Origin of the sequence: Sulfurimonas sp., from assembly GCF_041563035.1 — a bacterium.
Classification (GTDB): Bacteria; Campylobacterota; Campylobacteria; order Campylobacterales; family Sulfurimonadaceae; genus Sulfurimonas.
The window spans coordinates 1-17,972 of record NZ_JBFFNS010000019.1 but is presented as its reverse complement, the minus strand read 5'-3'; the positions used below and the strand labels follow the sequence as shown (position 1 = coordinate 17,972).

Annotated in this window: 9 protein-coding genes; 1 reads left to right on the top strand and 8 read right to left on the bottom strand. The window is 36.3% G+C overall.

Annotation, left to right across the window (positions count from 1 at the left end; genetic code table 11):
* Positions 1 to 6: 6 nt before the first annotated feature.
* The 6 genes from ABZC13_RS11195 to gltB form a co-directional block, all read right to left on the bottom strand.
* Positions 7 to 789: a transposase gene (locus tag ABZC13_RS11195; protein WP_373003657.1), complete on the bottom strand. Its 783-nt coding sequence runs from the start codon at positions 787 to 789 to the stop codon at positions 7 to 9.
* Positions 790 to 1,364: 575 nt separating this feature from the next.
* Positions 1,365 to 1,487: a hypothetical protein gene (locus ABZC13_RS11190; RefSeq protein ID WP_373003654.1), complete on the bottom strand. Its 123-nt coding sequence runs from the start codon at positions 1,485 to 1,487 to the stop codon at positions 1,365 to 1,367.
* A 12-nt stretch (positions 1,488 to 1,499) separates the two neighbouring features.
* Positions 1,500 to 8,252: an RHS repeat domain-containing protein gene (locus ABZC13_RS11185; RefSeq protein ID WP_373003651.1), complete on the bottom strand. Its 6,753-nt coding sequence runs from the start codon at positions 8,250 to 8,252 to the stop codon at positions 1,500 to 1,502.
* 9 nt (positions 8,253 to 8,261) lie between these two features.
* Positions 8,262 to 8,960, bottom strand: coding sequence for a hypothetical protein (locus tag ABZC13_RS11180; protein WP_373003648.1), 699 nt, complete (start codon positions 8,958 to 8,960; stop codon positions 8,262 to 8,264).
* 243 nt (positions 8,961 to 9,203) lie between these two features.
* Positions 9,204 to 10,589, bottom strand: a complete 1,386-nt coding sequence (locus tag ABZC13_RS11175; RefSeq protein ID WP_373003645.1) for a glutamate synthase subunit beta — start codon at positions 10,587 to 10,589, stop codon at positions 9,204 to 9,206.
* 2 nt (positions 10,590 to 10,591) lie between these two features.
* Positions 10,592 to 15,031 carry a glutamate synthase large subunit gene (gene gltB / locus ABZC13_RS11170; RefSeq protein WP_373003642.1) on the bottom strand — a complete coding sequence of 1,480 codons (4,440 nt, stop codon included), beginning with the start codon at positions 15,029 to 15,031 and terminating at the stop codon, positions 10,592 to 10,594.
* 179 nt (positions 15,032 to 15,210) lie between these two features.
* Here gltB and recO point away from each other — a divergent pair, with 179 nt between their 5' ends.
* On the top strand, positions 15,211 to 15,831 hold the full coding sequence (recO, locus tag ABZC13_RS11165; RefSeq protein WP_373003639.1) for a recombination protein RecO: 621 nt from the start codon (positions 15,211 to 15,213) through the stop codon (positions 15,829 to 15,831).
* On the opposite strand, the gene ABZC13_RS11160 is transcribed toward recO, so the two are convergent.
* Entirely contained in the window at positions 15,826 to 16,389 is a 564-nt protein-coding gene (locus ABZC13_RS11160) for a class I SAM-dependent methyltransferase (RefSeq protein WP_373003636.1), read from the bottom strand. The two genes, recO and ABZC13_RS11160, sit on opposite strands and share 6 nt — an antisense overlap.
* Positions 16,389 to 17,972, bottom strand: a 1,584-nt coding sequence (locus ABZC13_RS11155) for a putative bifunctional diguanylate cyclase/phosphodiesterase (protein WP_373003634.1), incomplete at its 5' end; no start/stop codon positions are given. The genes ABZC13_RS11155 and ABZC13_RS11160, both read right to left, overlap by 1 nt.

Genomic DNA, 17,972 nt, shown 5'->3' with positions numbered 1-17,972 from the left:
TTAAAATTACACCCCAGGGGTTGAATATCCACTTTTTATTATCTTGCTGACTAGTGATGTTGATACGTTTAGATAGTTCGCAATATCTACTTGCGGATAGCCGTCATCATAAGCATTTAGTATAGCTAAGTTTCTATCTTGTTTTGTCGTATTATCATAAAAGTGTTCTTCAAACTGTTTTATTTGTTTAATATTCACACCATTATTTTCTTTTTCGATTTTCTGCTTTTCTTTTGTTTTTAAATACTCTAACTCTTTATTGCTTATAGGTTCTCCAAGAAACTCATTTAGAGTTTTAATGTCAAATTCTCGAAGAAGAATTGAATCTGAACAGCATGGATAGTATGGTTTATTTTTTAAAATGAGATGCGACAAAGTATATGGATATATTCCAACCCTATCATGCATAGATGCTTCTAGTGGATTGTATTCTATATATCTTATGAGTGTATAGAGATAATTCTCTGAAATAATAAACTTTGATTTATATCTATCTTGCCATAGATGCCCACTACGTTTATACTTTTTATTGAAGTATTGTGCATAGTTTGCATTTACGATTCTCATGAATGTAGAGAGATTTTCTTTTTGGGTTTCTATGAGTAGATGGTAGTGATTGTCCATCAAACAGTAGTCATGTAAAACCACTTTGTGAATGGTAGCAGTTTTGTTTATGATCTGTAGAAACATATCTTTGTCATTACTATGGTTAAAAACATTACAACGATTTACTCCACGGTTTATGACATGATGATAACCTGCGAAATCAACCCTAGGTCTTGTCGGCATCTGCTTATCCTTAGTTTTAATGATAAACAGTATCTTATTTTACTCAGGATAATTAATTATATGACATATTGAAAGATTATTTCTGAAAAGTTATGTCCCCACTCAAAAGAGCAGGAACAGAGAAAAGTGGATATTCAACCCTTGGGGTGTAATTTTTAATGATAAACAGTATCTTATTTTACTCAGGATAATTAATTATATGACAATTTGAAAGATTATTTCTAAAAAGTTATGTCCCCACTCAAAAGAGCAGGAACAGGGAAAAGTGGATATTCAACCCCTGGGGTGTATTTTTTTTTTATTTTACTAAGGATAATTAATTATATGACAATTTGAAAGATTATTTATGAAAAGATATGTCCCCACTCAAAAGAGCAGGAACAGGGAAAAGTGGATATTCAACCCCTGGGGTGTAATTGTAATTGGGATATGATTCATTTTAACTAGCTTTGAAAGAAAATTTCATTTGGTCATGATTTTAATTTCTAAGCTAGTTGCATACCACTTCACTTTTATCTTCTTTAATTTACTCTATTTTTTCCTTAACTTAGTGCCATTCACTCCTGGGGTGTAATTTATTTACTCTTTTTGTCATGTTCCTTATTATAAGTACCCTCACCAAATTGATTTTTTGCTGAGATATACAGAGCAACTGGAATTAGTACAAATATAGCAATAAAAATTAAAAATCCTGTCATATTTTCCTCCTATTATTTCTTAATTTCATTTTCAATAATTCCAGCTCCTGTATCAATATCAAGAACATTAGAACTATTTGCTTGTGTTTTTAAATATAGCATTTGTCCCAAAGCCTTAGAAGTCGGGTTCTTTGTATTACTTATATTTACTTCTAAACCTGATAATGATTTATGGAATCCATATATAGCCTTTATTCCATCCCTTACATAACTACCAAAAGTTTTATCAAGAAAATCATCAACTTTACTGTCTGCTCTTAGACCTAAAGCAACTTTCATAGGGTCCTTATAGTCAATAAAGTCATGTTTAGCATCATTAAACATATAAATAAAAGCTCCAGCAACTGCACCATTTGCGAATGAACCACCTGACATCTCACTAATTGTTCCGCCCAGAGCGGCACTAAATGCAACATTTGCAGAATAATTATTTTGCGTTATAGATGACCTAAAAGGCAAAATTGCTGAAGTCGCAAACCCACTCCAAAACCCTGCATTAAATCTTCCTCCTTGTGCTTTTGCGATAGCAGCTCTTGATACACCATGTAATATAGCCTTTGTTGCACCAACACTAAATGATGAACTACCAGAATTAGCCATTGCCTGACCTACATTACCTATTCCATAAGCTACACCAGCACTGACTGCACCGATGACTGCACCCGTCAATGCACCTTTGATTGTTCCTGTCATTATAGCACCATTGGCGGCTCCCGCTATAGCTCCCGTCACTACTGCTCCCCAAAACTTACCCATAGCAGGTAATAAATATGGTGCCCAAATAGCGACAACTACTGTTACTACTACAGCCACAACCATCTTAATATTCTTCTTAACCCAATTAAAAGCTTTCTTGAACATCTTAACAATCGATCCAAAGAAAAATCCACTAGGATCAGTATACTTAAGCGGATTGTTCTTAACATATGAGTACCTGTTATAACTCTGTGTGTCATACGGTGCTTGTATATATGGGTCAGCACTTAAGAACCTTCCCATAGTAGGATCATAAACTCTTCCGTTCATGTGTATAAGGTTGAACTCGCTTATGTGTTCGTGTCCTGTAAAACCTCTTTTTGTGATGGCTTGAGAGTCTTCTACCTGGTTTATCCAGTCACCTACTATTCTCTCACCAAAAGGTTTGTAAGCTAGTCTTTGTATGACTTCACCAGAATCATTTGTAACCGTATCTGTAGAGTCTAGAGCACCTTTATGTAAGTACCTTACACTTGGTACAAGTAGGTCTCCATCATCCTCTTCTACATTTATCGCTACAAGATTACCACCTGCGTAGATGAAGTTTTTGTATCTTACTGTTGCAGCTATTACCTCTTTTTCAAAAAGTTTTCCTGCGTAGTATGTTGTGTCACCATCTAGAGTCTTCTTGTATCTTGCTCTGTTTGGAGCGTAGAAGAAGTTTGTCTTGTGGTTTGAGTCTTCTATTTGTGTCGGTTTGTTGTATGAGCTGTACGTTATGGTAGTGTCGTTTTTCTTAACTACATTACCGTTTGCATCATACTCATACGTGTTAGAACCTGCTGATACAACCTGATGGGCTTTTTGGTAAGCATACGAACCTAAGTCCGACTTACTTAGTATGTTACCTACTGAGTCATAAGCGTAAAGTATCTCAGTAGAGAAACTCTCTCCTGTTATGTTTGCTGTACTTATTCTGTTTATAGCATCGTACGTAAAGTTCGATGTGATGTTTTGTTTCGCATCTGTACGAGATACTACGTTGTTCATATCATCAAAGCTATATGAGATATCTCTTACATCATTGTCACCGTTGTAACCTGTAGTGATGTAGTTTAGATGCCCGTTTGCTTTGTTGTACTCTTTTTTCGTGATAAGCCCATTACCAGCTATATCACTTACAACTCTACCAAACTCATCAGCCTTTAGAACTTTGTAGTAGTAGTTGAAGTTTGCATCGTCTAGCATATCGAAGTATGTAGTACTTGTCGTTGTCTCAGCTTTGTTTACTGCATCTATGTGTTTAGTCTTGTAGTTCACAACCTTTTGTGAAAGACCCTGAGCAGCAACTAAAAGAGACTGTGTTTGAGATATGTGAGAGTTAATCATATCTTTTTCTTGTTGCAGGTAAGCAGCATCTAGTGAGCCGTTTGCCAGTAAGCCGTCTACTGAAGTGATGGCGTTGTTAAGATTTACAAGTGCCATATCTATGTAAAAACGAGTCTGATCTCTAAACTTAGATGCTACATACTCATAAAAGTCTGCATCATTAAATCTGCCAGCCATTTTTAGGAAGTAGTTTACTCTGCTTAGTGCTTTTAGCGACTCATCTTGTGCATCGCTTGAAGCGTCTTTTAAAAGTAGTGCTGTTTGTATAGAGAGAGATGCTGTGTCGTTTAACTGCGCTTTTAAACTCTCGTCTGCTGTGTTTATGGCTAGAGATAAGAAGAGGTTTCCTTTTGCTCTTTGTTCCTCTGCTTGGTTAGAGTAGTTTACTGCCTCGTTCGCAAAGCCCATTGAAGTGTTTAAGCTCTCTTCTATAGCATTTTTAATCTCATCGTAAGTGTATAAATCACTCATAAGTTTAGGAGATTTAACAGCTTGCAAATAACCCTGCTCGTTATACTCGTTGATAGATGTAAAACCATCAGGGCTGATGGTCTTCTCTAACTTTCCTTCGCTGTTGTAAACATATGAAGTGTTAAATGTGTTACCGTCTATAAACTCTTTTATATTTTCAAGTCTTCCAAAATCATCGTAGTAAAGCTCTTTTCTGTAGTCCGCATTTTGGACAAAAGAGAGTTTTCCGATGCCTTTTACACTTCTGTCATAAGTCCAAGTAGTCTCACCCTCAGCTTCTACCCTGCTTATCATACGACCTAGAAGATCATAAGTCATAGTAGAGACTTGACCTTTAGCATCTGTCTGTGTTAGTAACTGACCAAGAGCATTGTATTCATAAGCCCAGATGCCCATATCAGGATCGTTCATTCCTACCTTGTTTCCAAATAGGTCATATGTAAGTGTGATGACATTACCTTTAGAGTCTGTAGTTTGAACTAGGTTTCCAAATGCATCGTACTTGTAGTCTATAAAAGAGTCTGCTTCTATGACTTTTGTCTTTTTACCTAAGATGTTGTTTTTAGTAGTCTTTGTCTGACCATTAGCCTCCGTAGTCATAACATCTAAACCGCTATAAGTAACTGTGTTTTGGATTCTGTTTCCTGTAGCTCCCGGTCTATCTGTAGATGTAACTCTTCCAAGTGCATCGTATGTGTTGTTAATGTACTCAGGTGAATCTATCTCATAGTGTGGAGTCGTGTACTTTACAACTCTTCCAAGTGCATCATAAAAAGTATCTTCGTAGATTTTTGAACCGTCAAATCCTACTTTTATAGTTCTTATCTTTTTACCCGCTTTGTTAAAGTAGACAACAGACTCAGGAGAACCTGTACTCTTTTGAGTAACTCTAAACATAGCGTTTGGTATTGAGCTGTCCCAAGCGTGTGTCCAAGAGGTAGATGAGCCGTCAGCTCTTAACTCTAGTACTTTTTTACCCATAGCGTCATATGCAAAAGTCGTACTTAGTCCGTTTGGACCTGTCACTTTTGTAAGCTGGTTGTTTATGTCGTACTCTCTTAGTTCAGTGTGATCTAAAGAGTTGATGACCTTTACTATGTTTTTACCCTCTGCATCGTAGAGGTACTTTGTACTTCTGGCTTCTATGTCCGTACCGCTTACACTCTCAAGTATCTTGTTACCTGAAGCATCGTACTGGTAAGACTTAGCAAGCTGTTTAGCACTTGCAGGTTCTATGACTTCTGCTGTCAAAGTTCCCTTGTCTACATCGTAGACAAATGCGGATGTCTTCTCTATAGTAGATGCGTCAGCATGAATGTGTGTCACTTTTGCATTTGTAAGACGTGAGAGTATCCACTTCGACTCATCGTTTGTGTAGACGTTTTGAGTGATTTTTGAGTATGTCTCAGTGTTGTTCTTTGTATTTGTCTGGATATTTAAGATATTTCCGTACTTATCGAAGTTTGAGTTTATAGTTTCATGTGTAAGTAGGTAAGCTCCATTGATATCATTCTTTATTTGTGTACTTCCCGTCATCTCAAGGTTTAAGATAGCTGGATTGCTAGTAAAGTAGCTTTGTTGTTGGATGCTACTACTCTCTGTAGAGATAAGTGTAGTACCTAAGTATGACTCACTACTTTTTGAGACTCCTACAAATGGAAACTCCTGATGATATTCAGTTATAGTTTTTGTGTTTGAGATATCATTGAAAGTTTCTATTCTTTTAAACCCAAGAGAACCTCTCTCTCTATGAACCTTAAAACCTTCGTACTTAAATGTAGTAGTATTAAACCCACCAACTGCATCTGCAACTTTGAAAGATTTTACTACGTTCATGCTTGATGCTTTTACATATATCTTTGGAAAACCAGTATAGTCATCTCCATCAGGATGTGGAACTCCATGTATACGTTCATATTCTTGGGCTGCACTCATATACGTGTATATCTCTGTATCACGCAAATCAGAATACTCTATTTGTAAGTCTTGGTCTTTTGAGTTAGTTACTGAGATGATTTTTGGTTTTTTAGTTTGGTTTATTTGTACCCAGTAGCCAGTTTGTCCAACGTCATAGTTATAATAGTGTACTCTATCTGGTAGTCCATCTCCATTTACATCTAAAAAGCTATCCATTGTACCACTGGCATCTGTCCAAGATACTCGATACTGAGCGTCATCTGTAGCGGTTTGTCCCCAATTCTCCATTTCTCCAAAACGTCCACCGTTATTTATCTGTACCCAATATCCACTTTGACTTGTTGCATAATTATGATGATGTACCCTATCAGGTAATCCATCTCCATTTACATCTATGAAACCACTTAATGTACCACTGGCATCTGTTGAATTTATTCTATATTGTGCACTGTTTGTAGCATTTTGTCCCCAGTTTTGCATTTCACCAAAACTTGTACCTGTATTTATCTGCACCCAGTACCCATCTTGAGAGGTTGCATAATTACGATGGTGTACTCTATCTGGTAATCCATCTCCATTTACATCTAGGAATACACTAAATATACTACCTGATGAATCAGAATAAGTTGTTTGATATTGATAAATACTGGTAGCATTCTGTCCCCAATTTTGCATTTCACCAAAACTGTGTCCTGTATTTATCTGTACCCAATAGCCATATTCACCTGTTGTATAATTTTTATGATGTACTCTATCTGGAAGCCCATCTCCATTTACGTCAATAAAACTACTAACAGCACCATCTACACTTGCCCAGCTAACTCTATATTGTGCACCATCTGACGCATTCTGTCCCCAATCTTGCATTGGACCAAAACCTGTACCCGTATTTATCTGTACCCAATATCCATTCTGACCTGTTACGTAATTATGGTGATGAACTCTATCTGGTAAGCCATCTCCATTTACATCTACAAAGCTACTAAGAATACCTGCTGTATCTGACCAAGTAGGTCTGTCCTGAGCATCAGCTTCTATATGTTGTCCCCAGATTTTCATTTCACCAAAATTTTCACCATTATTTATTTGTACCCAGAGCCCATACTGACTGGTATCATAATTACGATGATGAACTCTATCTGGTAGTCCATCTCCATTTATATCTAAAAACATACTTAATGTACCACTGGCATCTGACCAAGTTGGTCTATATTGGTGTTCTTCAGTAGCATTTTGTCCCCAATCAGTTATAGCATCAAAACCACTTCCATTATTTATCTGTACCCAGTATCCAAATTGACCAGTTGTAAAATTATGATAGTGTAATTTATCAGGTAACCCATCACCATTTAAGTCTATAAAAGTACTGTATACACCATGCGTATCTGAAGCTGATGTTCTATAATAAGGGTCATGGTTCGCATTTTGCCCCCAGTTTTGATACTCACCAAACTGAAGTATAGACTCCTCCCATGCAAATACAACAGGCTCTAAACACTCACCATTAGCACACTCTGTTATGTCTGTTATTCTTGAAAAGTTATTGCTGTACTCATAGTTCAACTCATAAGAAGAGACTTCTTGATTTGCTGTTTTTATGGAGATAGTTTTTACACGTTTGTCTATGTTTGCACTAACACCTCTAGATGCAAGCTTCTTTTTGTCGTCTCTATCTTCATAGATAAAGTCTATAGTGTTGTTTGAGTACTTTATCTGCTGGATATATCTACGCTCACTCTCAGATGCATAGATGAAGTCTATGGCATTATCATATCTGTCAGAGATTTTACTTATCTTGTAAAATACTTCTCCATCATTTGAGTCTGCCGTATTTCCATACTCGTGGATAAGTCCATCTTTAGACCAGACTTTCCAGCCTGAAGTAGTCTTAACTATCTTACTGTGGTTGTTTATCTCAGTTTTATACTCACTGTTATCACTACCATACTCCACTGCCGTATCTACCAAGAGAAGCTTTTGCCCATCAAGACAGTAGTTGTAGTTACGAGAACTATCTTCTTTTTCAGAAAAAAGAGATTCATTACACTTAGTAATGCTACTAAGTCCCGAGATTGAAAAACCAACACCAAAAATGGAGTTGACACTGTTTGAAGAGTTGTAGTTTAGTTTTAGTGATGGTTGAAGACCTGAGACTCCTTTTGGAGTTATGATCTCTACATCATAAGTAAAACTACCCTGTGCAACATCTGCACTACCTTTTGTCGCTCCAACAATCGCATAAGCATTGATAGATAAAAAGAGTAAAGTTAAAAGTATATGTTTAAGTATCATCATCTGCTCCTAGTTTAGATTGCTGTTTATTTGCTCTATTACTTTCGTAATATTAACAATAGACGCTTGGTAAGACAGCAACTCTTTATCTAACTCTTTTTGCTCAGATGCAGGTGCTTGTGTATCTGTTTCAACAGGAGCTATATTTTGAGTTGCAGGCTGTGATGAACTTAAAGCTACGCTTGCAGAAGTTGAGCCACCTCCATAACTGCCACCGTAAGAGTTAGATGCAACGTTTGAAGAGTCACTACTTTTCGTAGAAGAGCTACTTTGTGCTACTTCAATTTTTCTGTTTGTTGACTCTACTTGCTGTTGTATCTGCTCATAACTAGGCTGTACCTGAGCAGTGTTAAAGTCATATACACTATCTTGCATAGCATTTATTTCAAAGTCTTGTGATATAGGATTGTTAGGATATTTTTTGTTGTACTCCTTTATCATAGCCATGCTCTTTTGTCTACTGTTACGAAGCTCAACAAGAGAAGTATCTAGTTTTACTTTTTCTAACTTATTTCTTCTTTGTTGTTGCATCAGTAGCTCTTTTGAACTGATATGCTCATACTTTGGTTTAGCACTGGCAATATCTATGCCTTGTGCCACTTTTGCTACACTATTTGTCTGTCCGTCTTGATTATATAATTGATAAGAAGTGACTGAGACAGCCACGACTAAAACACCAACTAAACTTTGGTAAACACGTTCTTTCATCTGTTCTTCCTTAGTATTAAAATAAAAACTAATTTATTAAATAATATTAGTTTTAGGTTCTAAGATATGATTTTATGATAATGAATATTTATAGAAGATGCAATAAGTATATATATAATGAATGTTTAAAAGTATGGCACCAAAGGAAACAGATTATATATTGTTTATGTTGAAAAAAGTGAAGTGTGAGAAAGAGTTATCATCCTCAGTCTATAGCTGAGGATGATGTTAAAAAAGTTTAATTTATTTAAGTAAAGATTTCGCGATGCTTCTAGCAGCTTCACGACCATCGTATGCAGCTGTTACAACAAGGTCAGCACCTCTGAAACAATCACCACCGGCGTAGATGCCAGAAGTGCTTGTCTCGTGAGTCTCTTCGTTTATAACGATTCCGCCCCAGCTGTTTGTCTCGATGCCATTTTCAGCTAAGAAAGAAGGAACTTCAGGATCAAAACCAAGAGACATGATAACTACATCAGCGTTAACTCTTGTCTCGCTTCCTTTAACCTCTTCCATTCTTTGACGACCGCTCTCATCTTTTGCACCAAGGTTAGTTCTGATAATCTCAACAGCTACAGCTTTTGAGCCTTCGTTTAAGATGATCTCTTTTGGAGAAGCGTTAAACGTAAAGTCTACACCCTCTTCCATAGCATTTTTATACTCTTTTTTACTACCAGGCATGTTGTTAGCATCTCTTCTGTAAAGACAGTTTACTCTTCTTGCTTCTTCTCTTTTTGCAGTTCTAAGACAATCCATAGCAGTATCACCACCACCGATTACTACAACATTAAGATCCTTGAAGTCAAACTTTTTATCATACGGAAGTTTGAAGTTCTTTCTCTGCATAGCAGTAAGGTAATCCATTGCATCGTAAACATTAGAAGCTTGCTCACCTGCTAATGATGCTCTCTTTGCCTTAGTAGCACCAACACCTATAAATATAGCGTCATGAGTGTTAGCTATTTCTTCAAAAGTGATATCTTTACCGACTTCACAGTTAAGAGAGAGTTTAAGACCAGCTTCTTCAAGTAGTTTAACACGGCGTTCAACTATTTTCTTGTCTAGTTTAAAGTTAGGGATACCATAAGTCAGAAGTCCACCTGCACGGTCACTTCTTTCATACATAGTTACGGCAATCCCAGAACGAAGAAGGTATGTAGCAGCGGAAAGACCGGCAGGACCACTGCCTATAACTGCGACACTTTTATCAGTAGTGATTCCAGGAAATTCCGGTTTATAACCAGCTTTGAAACCTTCTTCTGTAATGTGAGTCTCAATAGAACCGATAGTAATAGCACCATGTCCGTCATTTAGAGTACAGTCACCTTCACATAATCTGTCGTGAGGGCAAACTCTACCCATAACTTCCGGGAAAGGTGAAGGCTCATTTGATAGTTTAAATGCAAACTCCAAGTCCTTTTCAGCAACAGATTTAAGCCACTGAGGAATGTAGTTGTGAAGTGGACATTTGTTTAGACAAAACGGGTCACCACATTGGATACATCTCTCACTCTGAGTAGCTGCATCATCACGGTCAAATACTTCATAAATCTCACCAAAATCTTTTGTTCTCTCAACGACTAATCTTTTAGCAGGGTCAAGTCTTTCAGTTTTTAAATATTCTTTCATAATTAGTCTCCATTCTCTAGGTTAAGAGGTAGTTTTGTTAAGTTTTTAGGTTTTACTAACCAGAAGTTTCTTACTTCTACTCTGAAGTTTTCAAGTAATTCTTTCGCTTTTGCACTCTCTGTCTCAACGACATAATCTTTTAGTAATTTTTTAAGTAAGTGTCTAGCATCTGCACCCTCATCAGTATCGATACGGATAGCTTCTACCAGCTCACGGTTGACATTTTCAACAAAACTGTGATCTTCATCATAAACAAAACTAACACCACCTGTCATACCTGCACCGAAGTTGATACCTGTACGTCCAAGAATCACAACAACACCACCTGTCATATACTCACAGGCGTTATCTCCTGAACCTTCAACAATAGCTAAAGCACCAGAGTTACGAACAGCAAATCTCTCACCAACTGAACCAGTGATATAAAGCTTACCGCCGGTAGCACCGTAAAGACAAGTGTTACCACCTGCGCTGTACTCTTCACCCTCATTATCAGAAGTGATGATGATTTTACCACCGTGCATACCTTTACCGATGTAGTCATTTGCAACACCGTCTAGGTATATAGATACACCTGGAATCAAAAATGCACCAAATGCTTGACCTGCGATACCGCTTAGGTTGATTTTAATAGTATCAGCCTTAAGACCTGCATCTCCGTAGTATTGTGCGATCTCACCAGAAACTAGAGCACCAAAACTTCTATGAACATTTTTTATCTCTCTAGTGATTCTGATAGGATGTTCAGGATGCTTGATAGCACTCATAGCTTCTTTAAGAACATCATGCTCAAATGCATTATCATCAAAAGGATGATTGAACTCTTGCTGGTGAGTATTTACACCATCTTCTTGATGAAGAATAGAACTGAAGTCAAACTTTTTAGCGAAAGGTTCTTCTACAACTTTAAGTAAGTCAACACGTCCTACCATCTCTTCCATAGTTTCAAACCCAAGTTCGGCCATGATAGAACGAATATCTTCAGCTAAAAGAGTAAAGTAGTTGATAACTTGATCAACGTGTCCTTTAAAGAACTCTTCACGAAGTTTTTCGTTTTGAGTCGCAATACCGACAGAACATTTATTTACGTGACAGATACGAAGCATCTTACAACCAACGATTGTAAGAACACCTGTACCAAATGCGTAAGATTCAGCACCTAATAGTGCAGCTTTTACAACATCCAGTCCAGACTTAAGACCACCATCTGCCTGAACTTCAACAAGACCACGAAGGTTATTGGCTTTAAGAGCATTATGAGCTTCACTAAGACCGATTTCCCATGGATTACCTGCAAACTTAATAGAAGTAAGCGGAGCGGCACCAGTACCGCCGTCACCACCTGAGATGATAATTTTATCAGCGTATGCTTTAGCAACACCCGCAGCAATAGTACCAACACCTATAGTAGAAACAAGTTTAACCGCTACTCTTGACTTAGGGTTTACCTGTTTGATGTCAAAGATAAGCTGTGATAAATCTTCAATAGAGTAAATATCGTGGTGTGGAGGAGGTGAAATAAGAGTAACACCGGGAACAGTGTGACGTAACTTACCGATTAACGCAGTTACTTTATGTCCTGGAAGTTGACCACCCTCACCAGGTTTAGCACCCTGAGCAACTTTAATCTGAATTTCTTCTGCACTTCTAAGATATGCAGGTGTAACACCAAATCTACCAGATGCAACTTGTTTGATTTTAGAATTACGTTCAGTTCCAAAACGTTCTACATCTTCTCCACCCTCACCTGAGTTTGATTGAGCACCGATTCTATTCATAGCGATAGCAATAGTCTCATGAGCTTCCGGAGAGATGGAACCAAGACTCATAGCAGCAGATGCAAATCTTTTGAAGATTTTCTCTTTTGACTCAACTTTTGAGATATCAATAGCTTTTCTGTCTGATTTAATTTCAAAGAAATCACGGATAAACTTAAGACCACGTTTATTTACTAAGTCTTTTAGTTTGTTATAGTCTTCAGTTTTACCACTATCTGCCATTGCATGAATAGCATGAATAACCGCAGGACCGAAATCGTGGTGTTCTTGTTCGCTGTAGAATTTATAGAAACCACCAATGTTTAATGGAAATATTTTCTTGAAACCATCTTCTACAAATGCTTCTTTATGGTACTTAGTGATTCTCTCGTCAATGTCTTCGTAATTTAGTCCGCCAAGCTCCGAGTTTGAACTCTCAAAACAGTCTTTAACTATTTCATCATTAAGACCAAGAACATCAAATAACCCAGCATTACGGTAAGAAGCAATAGTAGCAATACCCATTTTAGACATGATTTTAAGAAGACCTGCATTTAGTGAACTGTGTACTGATTTTATACCTTCACTACAATCCATAGTCATCATTTTTGATGATTCTATTTTATCTATAACCGTTGCAAAAAGAAGGTTAGGATGTACAGCACTTGCACCATAACCGATAAGCACAGCTGCACTGTGAGAATCTACAACTTCACCAGTCACACATACGATAGAAGCTAGATGACGATTACCAGCTTTTAGTAATGCAAAGTTAAGACGACCGACAACCATAGCCATTGGCATGATTTTATTGTTCAGGTTGAATTCATAATCATCTAAAATAATGATTCTTGTACCATCATTGTTAACAGAATCAACAACTTTAACAGTTAAAGCATCTAGAGCTTCTTTTAAAGAACCGCTATATGCAGTTGAAAATGTAGTATTGTGATAAAAAGCTTGATAACGAGGTGAGCTCTTATCTCCAAATGATTTTAGTACATCAAGTTTTTCACGAGTAATAATCGGTGAAATAGACTTTAGACGATGTGCGTGACTTGGGATCTCATCAAGAATATTGTGAACTTCACCAAAACCAGTGTTAAGACTCATAACAACTTTTTCACGGATTGGATCGATCGGTGGATTTGTTACTTGAGCAAATTTTTGCTTGAAGTAGTCTGTAAAGTTTCTCTGCTTGTTAGAAAATGCTGCTAAAGGTGTATCATCACCCATAGAACCAACTGCTTCTTTACCTTCCATAATCATAGGTTCGATTACCTGCTCAACAACCTCTTGAGTAATGTTAAAGAATCTTTGTCTTTTGATAAAGTTTTCTGTCTCAAAATCACACTTATCAGTATACTGAACTTCTACATGCTCTTGTAGGTAGATCATGTGCTCATTCAACCACTTCATATAAGGGTTTGAACTCTTTAGATAGTCATTTATCTGCTCGTTTTTAAGAAGTTTTCCAAACTTAAGGTCAAGACCTATCATCTCACCAGACTGAAGACGACCTCTCTCTTTGATGTCCTCTTCTGCAATATCTACAACACCATACTCACTAGCGATAAGAAGATTATCATCTTTAGTAACGATGTATTTTGAAGGACGAAGACCATTTCTGTCTAGTACACAACCAATATAGCGACCGTCTGTTACAGAGAATGCTGCCGGACCATCCCACGCTTCAAATACAGTTGAGTGATACTCATAGAATGCACGAAGTTCAGGATCCATGTGTGGAGCATTTTGCCAAGCTGATGGGATAACACCACGAACAGCTTTGAAGAAATCCATACCGTTAACGATAAGAAACTCAAAAAAGTTATCTGCAGATGCACTATCAGAAGAGTTAAGTTGTAAGATAGGAAGGATTCTTTGAATCTCTTCATCTGTAAAGACTTCACTCTTGATAGACTCAGATTTGATCTCTACATTTATACGGTTACCTTCAACAGAGTTTATCTCACCATTGTGTGCTACTGCACGGAACGGTTGAGCTAGTCTCCACTCAGGAAGAGTATTTGTTGAGAATCTTTGGTGGAAAAGTGAAAATGATATTTTGAAATCTTCACTTTGAAGATCTCTATAAAACTCTTTAATATGCGTAGGCATAACAAGACCTTTATATGAAAGAACCTTTGAACTCATAGAAGAGATATAGAAATCTCTATCTTCTATGAGTTTATGCTCTACTTCTTTACGAGAAAGATACAAAAGTGCATCAAATCTGTTTGTTGCCATAATAGAGTTTGGAGTAATAAATAACTGAACTATGTTAGGTAATGAAGCTATAGCTTGGTCGCCAAGTGCATTTATATCAATAGGTACATCACGAGTAAGAACTATTTTTAAGTCATTGTTATTACAAATCTCTTCAATAGTCTCTAGATGATCTATATTTTTTGTAAATACAGATGCTACTGCGAACTGCTTAGGTAGTTCTACATTTTGCTTAGAAGCTTCACTACGAAGAAATTCTTCTGGCATAGATAGTAGTAGACCACTACCATCACCTGTTTTACCATCTGCTGCAACAGCACCACGGTGCATCATTCTCTCTAACGCAGTAACTGCGTCGTTTAGAACCTTATGAGATGCTTTGTTCTTGATGTTGGCAACAAGACCAAAACCACAGTTATCCTTAAATGATCTTAATAAATCATGATGTTCTGTCATAATCACTCCAAAATTTGTAAATTCGTCACTAAATTTATATAAATTTAATCTCTTTTTAAACATACTTAGTCTATTTAGAGACAAAGTCATGTATTGTACTATTTAAAGGTTTAAAGAAGTATAATATCAGTAGAATTTCTATAGTAAATTTTAAATATGTGTATAAAAGAAGCGAAAAAATGCAGGGTTACATCATTAATCTTAACAAAGTTAAAGATGAAGATTTAATAGTCACAATAGTATCAAAGGGCAGCTTAGATAATCTTTATAGGTTCTATGGAGCGAGACATGGTGTCATAAATCTTGGGTTTAAGATAGACTATGAGATAGAAGATAGTGCTAAATCTACAATTGGAAGACTCAAGGATGTTATACATATAGGTTTTAAGTGGATAAATGATTATAAACTTCTTAAACTTTGGCAGGATTTTCTCGCACTCTTTCATAAACATCTAAGAGACGCAGAAGAATTAGATGACTTTTACTTCGATCTTTTAGACTATGCATCCCAAAATTGGGACAAACAAAACCCAAAAAGAGTAGCTATAGAGGCATATGTTAAGCTTCTTGAAAATGAGGGAAGACTTCACACAGAACTAAACTGTTTTCTATGTTCTCTTCCTGTAGAAGAAAAAGAAATATCTATAGTGCGTGCATTTCTACCAACACACAAAGCCTGTTCTAAGACTCTTGGTATAAACAAGGAATCTCTCATAGAGCTCTTTGAAAACAAATCATCTATATTTTTAAATGATAAAGAGGTAGACAGACTTTGGTATGTTTTACTTGAGGGCTTATAAAGCCAACTCTTTCTTAGCAACTATAGATGCAACTTTTACTCTTTCACCTTTAAGGTTAGTCTCTATACGTTCTTCGTAATAAATAACATCTAGACCTATGAAGTAGTGCAGAAGCTCATTTTTACGTAAAAGGTAGTCCAAGTTCATTGTTGGCAGTTTAAAGTCACCATGAGCAACTAAGAAAGTCTCAAATATGATTACTCCACCAGGTTTTAGTGCATCTTTCATCTGAGATATCAAACGACGGTTTAAATAATTAACATTTACAATAAGATCATACTTTTTTGGAGTTATATTATACTTGTCCAGGTCTGTATCTATTTTATTAATAGTAGGTGATTTTTTTACAAGTTCAAGTGCATAGTCAGAAATATCTACAGCATCTACATCAAAACCTTTCTCAGCTAAAAAGTGAGTGTTTCTCCCTGTACCACATGCCAAATCAATTGCTTGACCAATATTTGCATGTTCTATGTATTTTTCAACTATACTTGTTACATGATCTGGCATCGGACTCTCCTGATATCTCTCGTTCCATCTTTGTTTATCTTCTATCATTATTTTTCCTTTTTTAAATATTTAATCAAGTGCTCTTTAGAGAGTGGTTTTGAGAAGTAATATCCTTGAAAGATATCACAGTTAGCTAATTTTAACTCTTCTACCTGATCTAAACTCTCAACTCCCTCAGCAAGAGTCTTCATCTTAAAGTTTTTACCTATGTTTATAATACTCTGAACAAGTGCTTTTTCTCTTTTATCATATAGTATCTTATCTATAAAACTCTTGTCTATTTTAAGCTCGTTTATCGGTAATTCTCTTAAAACGCTAAGAGATGAATAACCTGTACCAAAATCATCTAAAGAGATTTCTATTCCTTCTTCTCTTACAGCATGAAGAAGTGGAAGCACTTCATCCAAATCTTCTATAGATAGACTTTCAGTAATCTCAAGAGTTAAAAATGACTTGTCAAATCTTTCTTTCTCCATAACCTTTAAGAGGTTTTCTAAAAAGTCTGACTCTAAGAGTTGAACTACTGATATATTTATAGACAAAGAGAATGTGGTATTTAGTTCTTTATATGTTGATTTTATATCTCTGAGTGAACTCTTTATAATAAAGTCACCAAGATCTCTCATAAGTCCTGTCTCTTCAGCAACTGCAATAAACTTGTCCGGTCCCACAAACCCAAGTTTTGCATTATCCCATCTAACAAGTGCTTCAACACCATAAAGAGTTCCATCTACATTTATTTGTGGCTGATAAGCCATCCATAATTCATTTTTCTCTATTGCTCCACGAAGTTCATGTTCTATATCTGATCTAACCACATTGTTATGGCGCATTTTCTCTGAGAATAGACAGTATGAGTTTTTTCGTTTTTTTGCTTCATACATTGCCGTATCCGAAAGACTAAGTAACTCTTCTATTGTTGTAGCATCTTTTGGATATTGAGAAATACCCACACTCATACCGATTCTAAACTCTTTGTTGTCAACATGATAGACTTTAGATATTTGATCTATTAACCTTTGAATATGTGACTCTATATGCCCCTCGTCAGTACACTCTCTAAGAACAATAAACTCATCGCCGCCCTGCCTTACAAGCATATCCTCTTCATCAAAGAACTCAACTAGTCTATGAGCTACTTCTACTAATATTTTATCCCCTACAGTATGACCGAACTTATCATTAATATTTTTAAAATTATCCAAATCTATATAAAGAACATGATATTTTTCTCTATGATTAGACTTCCAATTACGTATATTATCATACATGTACGTTCTGTTAGGCAGGCTTGTAAGAGTGTCATGCTGTGCTTGAAATACAAGCTCTTCATTTTTTCTTTTTTCAGATGTTGAGATATTGTCAAAGAGCACATAAAATGCTAAAAATATTAAAATAAAAAGAGTCACATAAAGTAATGCTACATTATAGAATTCATATAAAACATCTGATTTGCTGCCTTGTACCGTTACCCACAAATGATATTTTGCATCATAGGTAATACCAAATATCATCTCCTTTCCAAACGGGTTTATAGCATCTATACTTAGAGTCTTTGCATTTTTTCTTAACTTATCAAAAGAGTAGTTATACTTTTTCTGTAATCCTTCCTCTACGCTGCTAACAGCCTG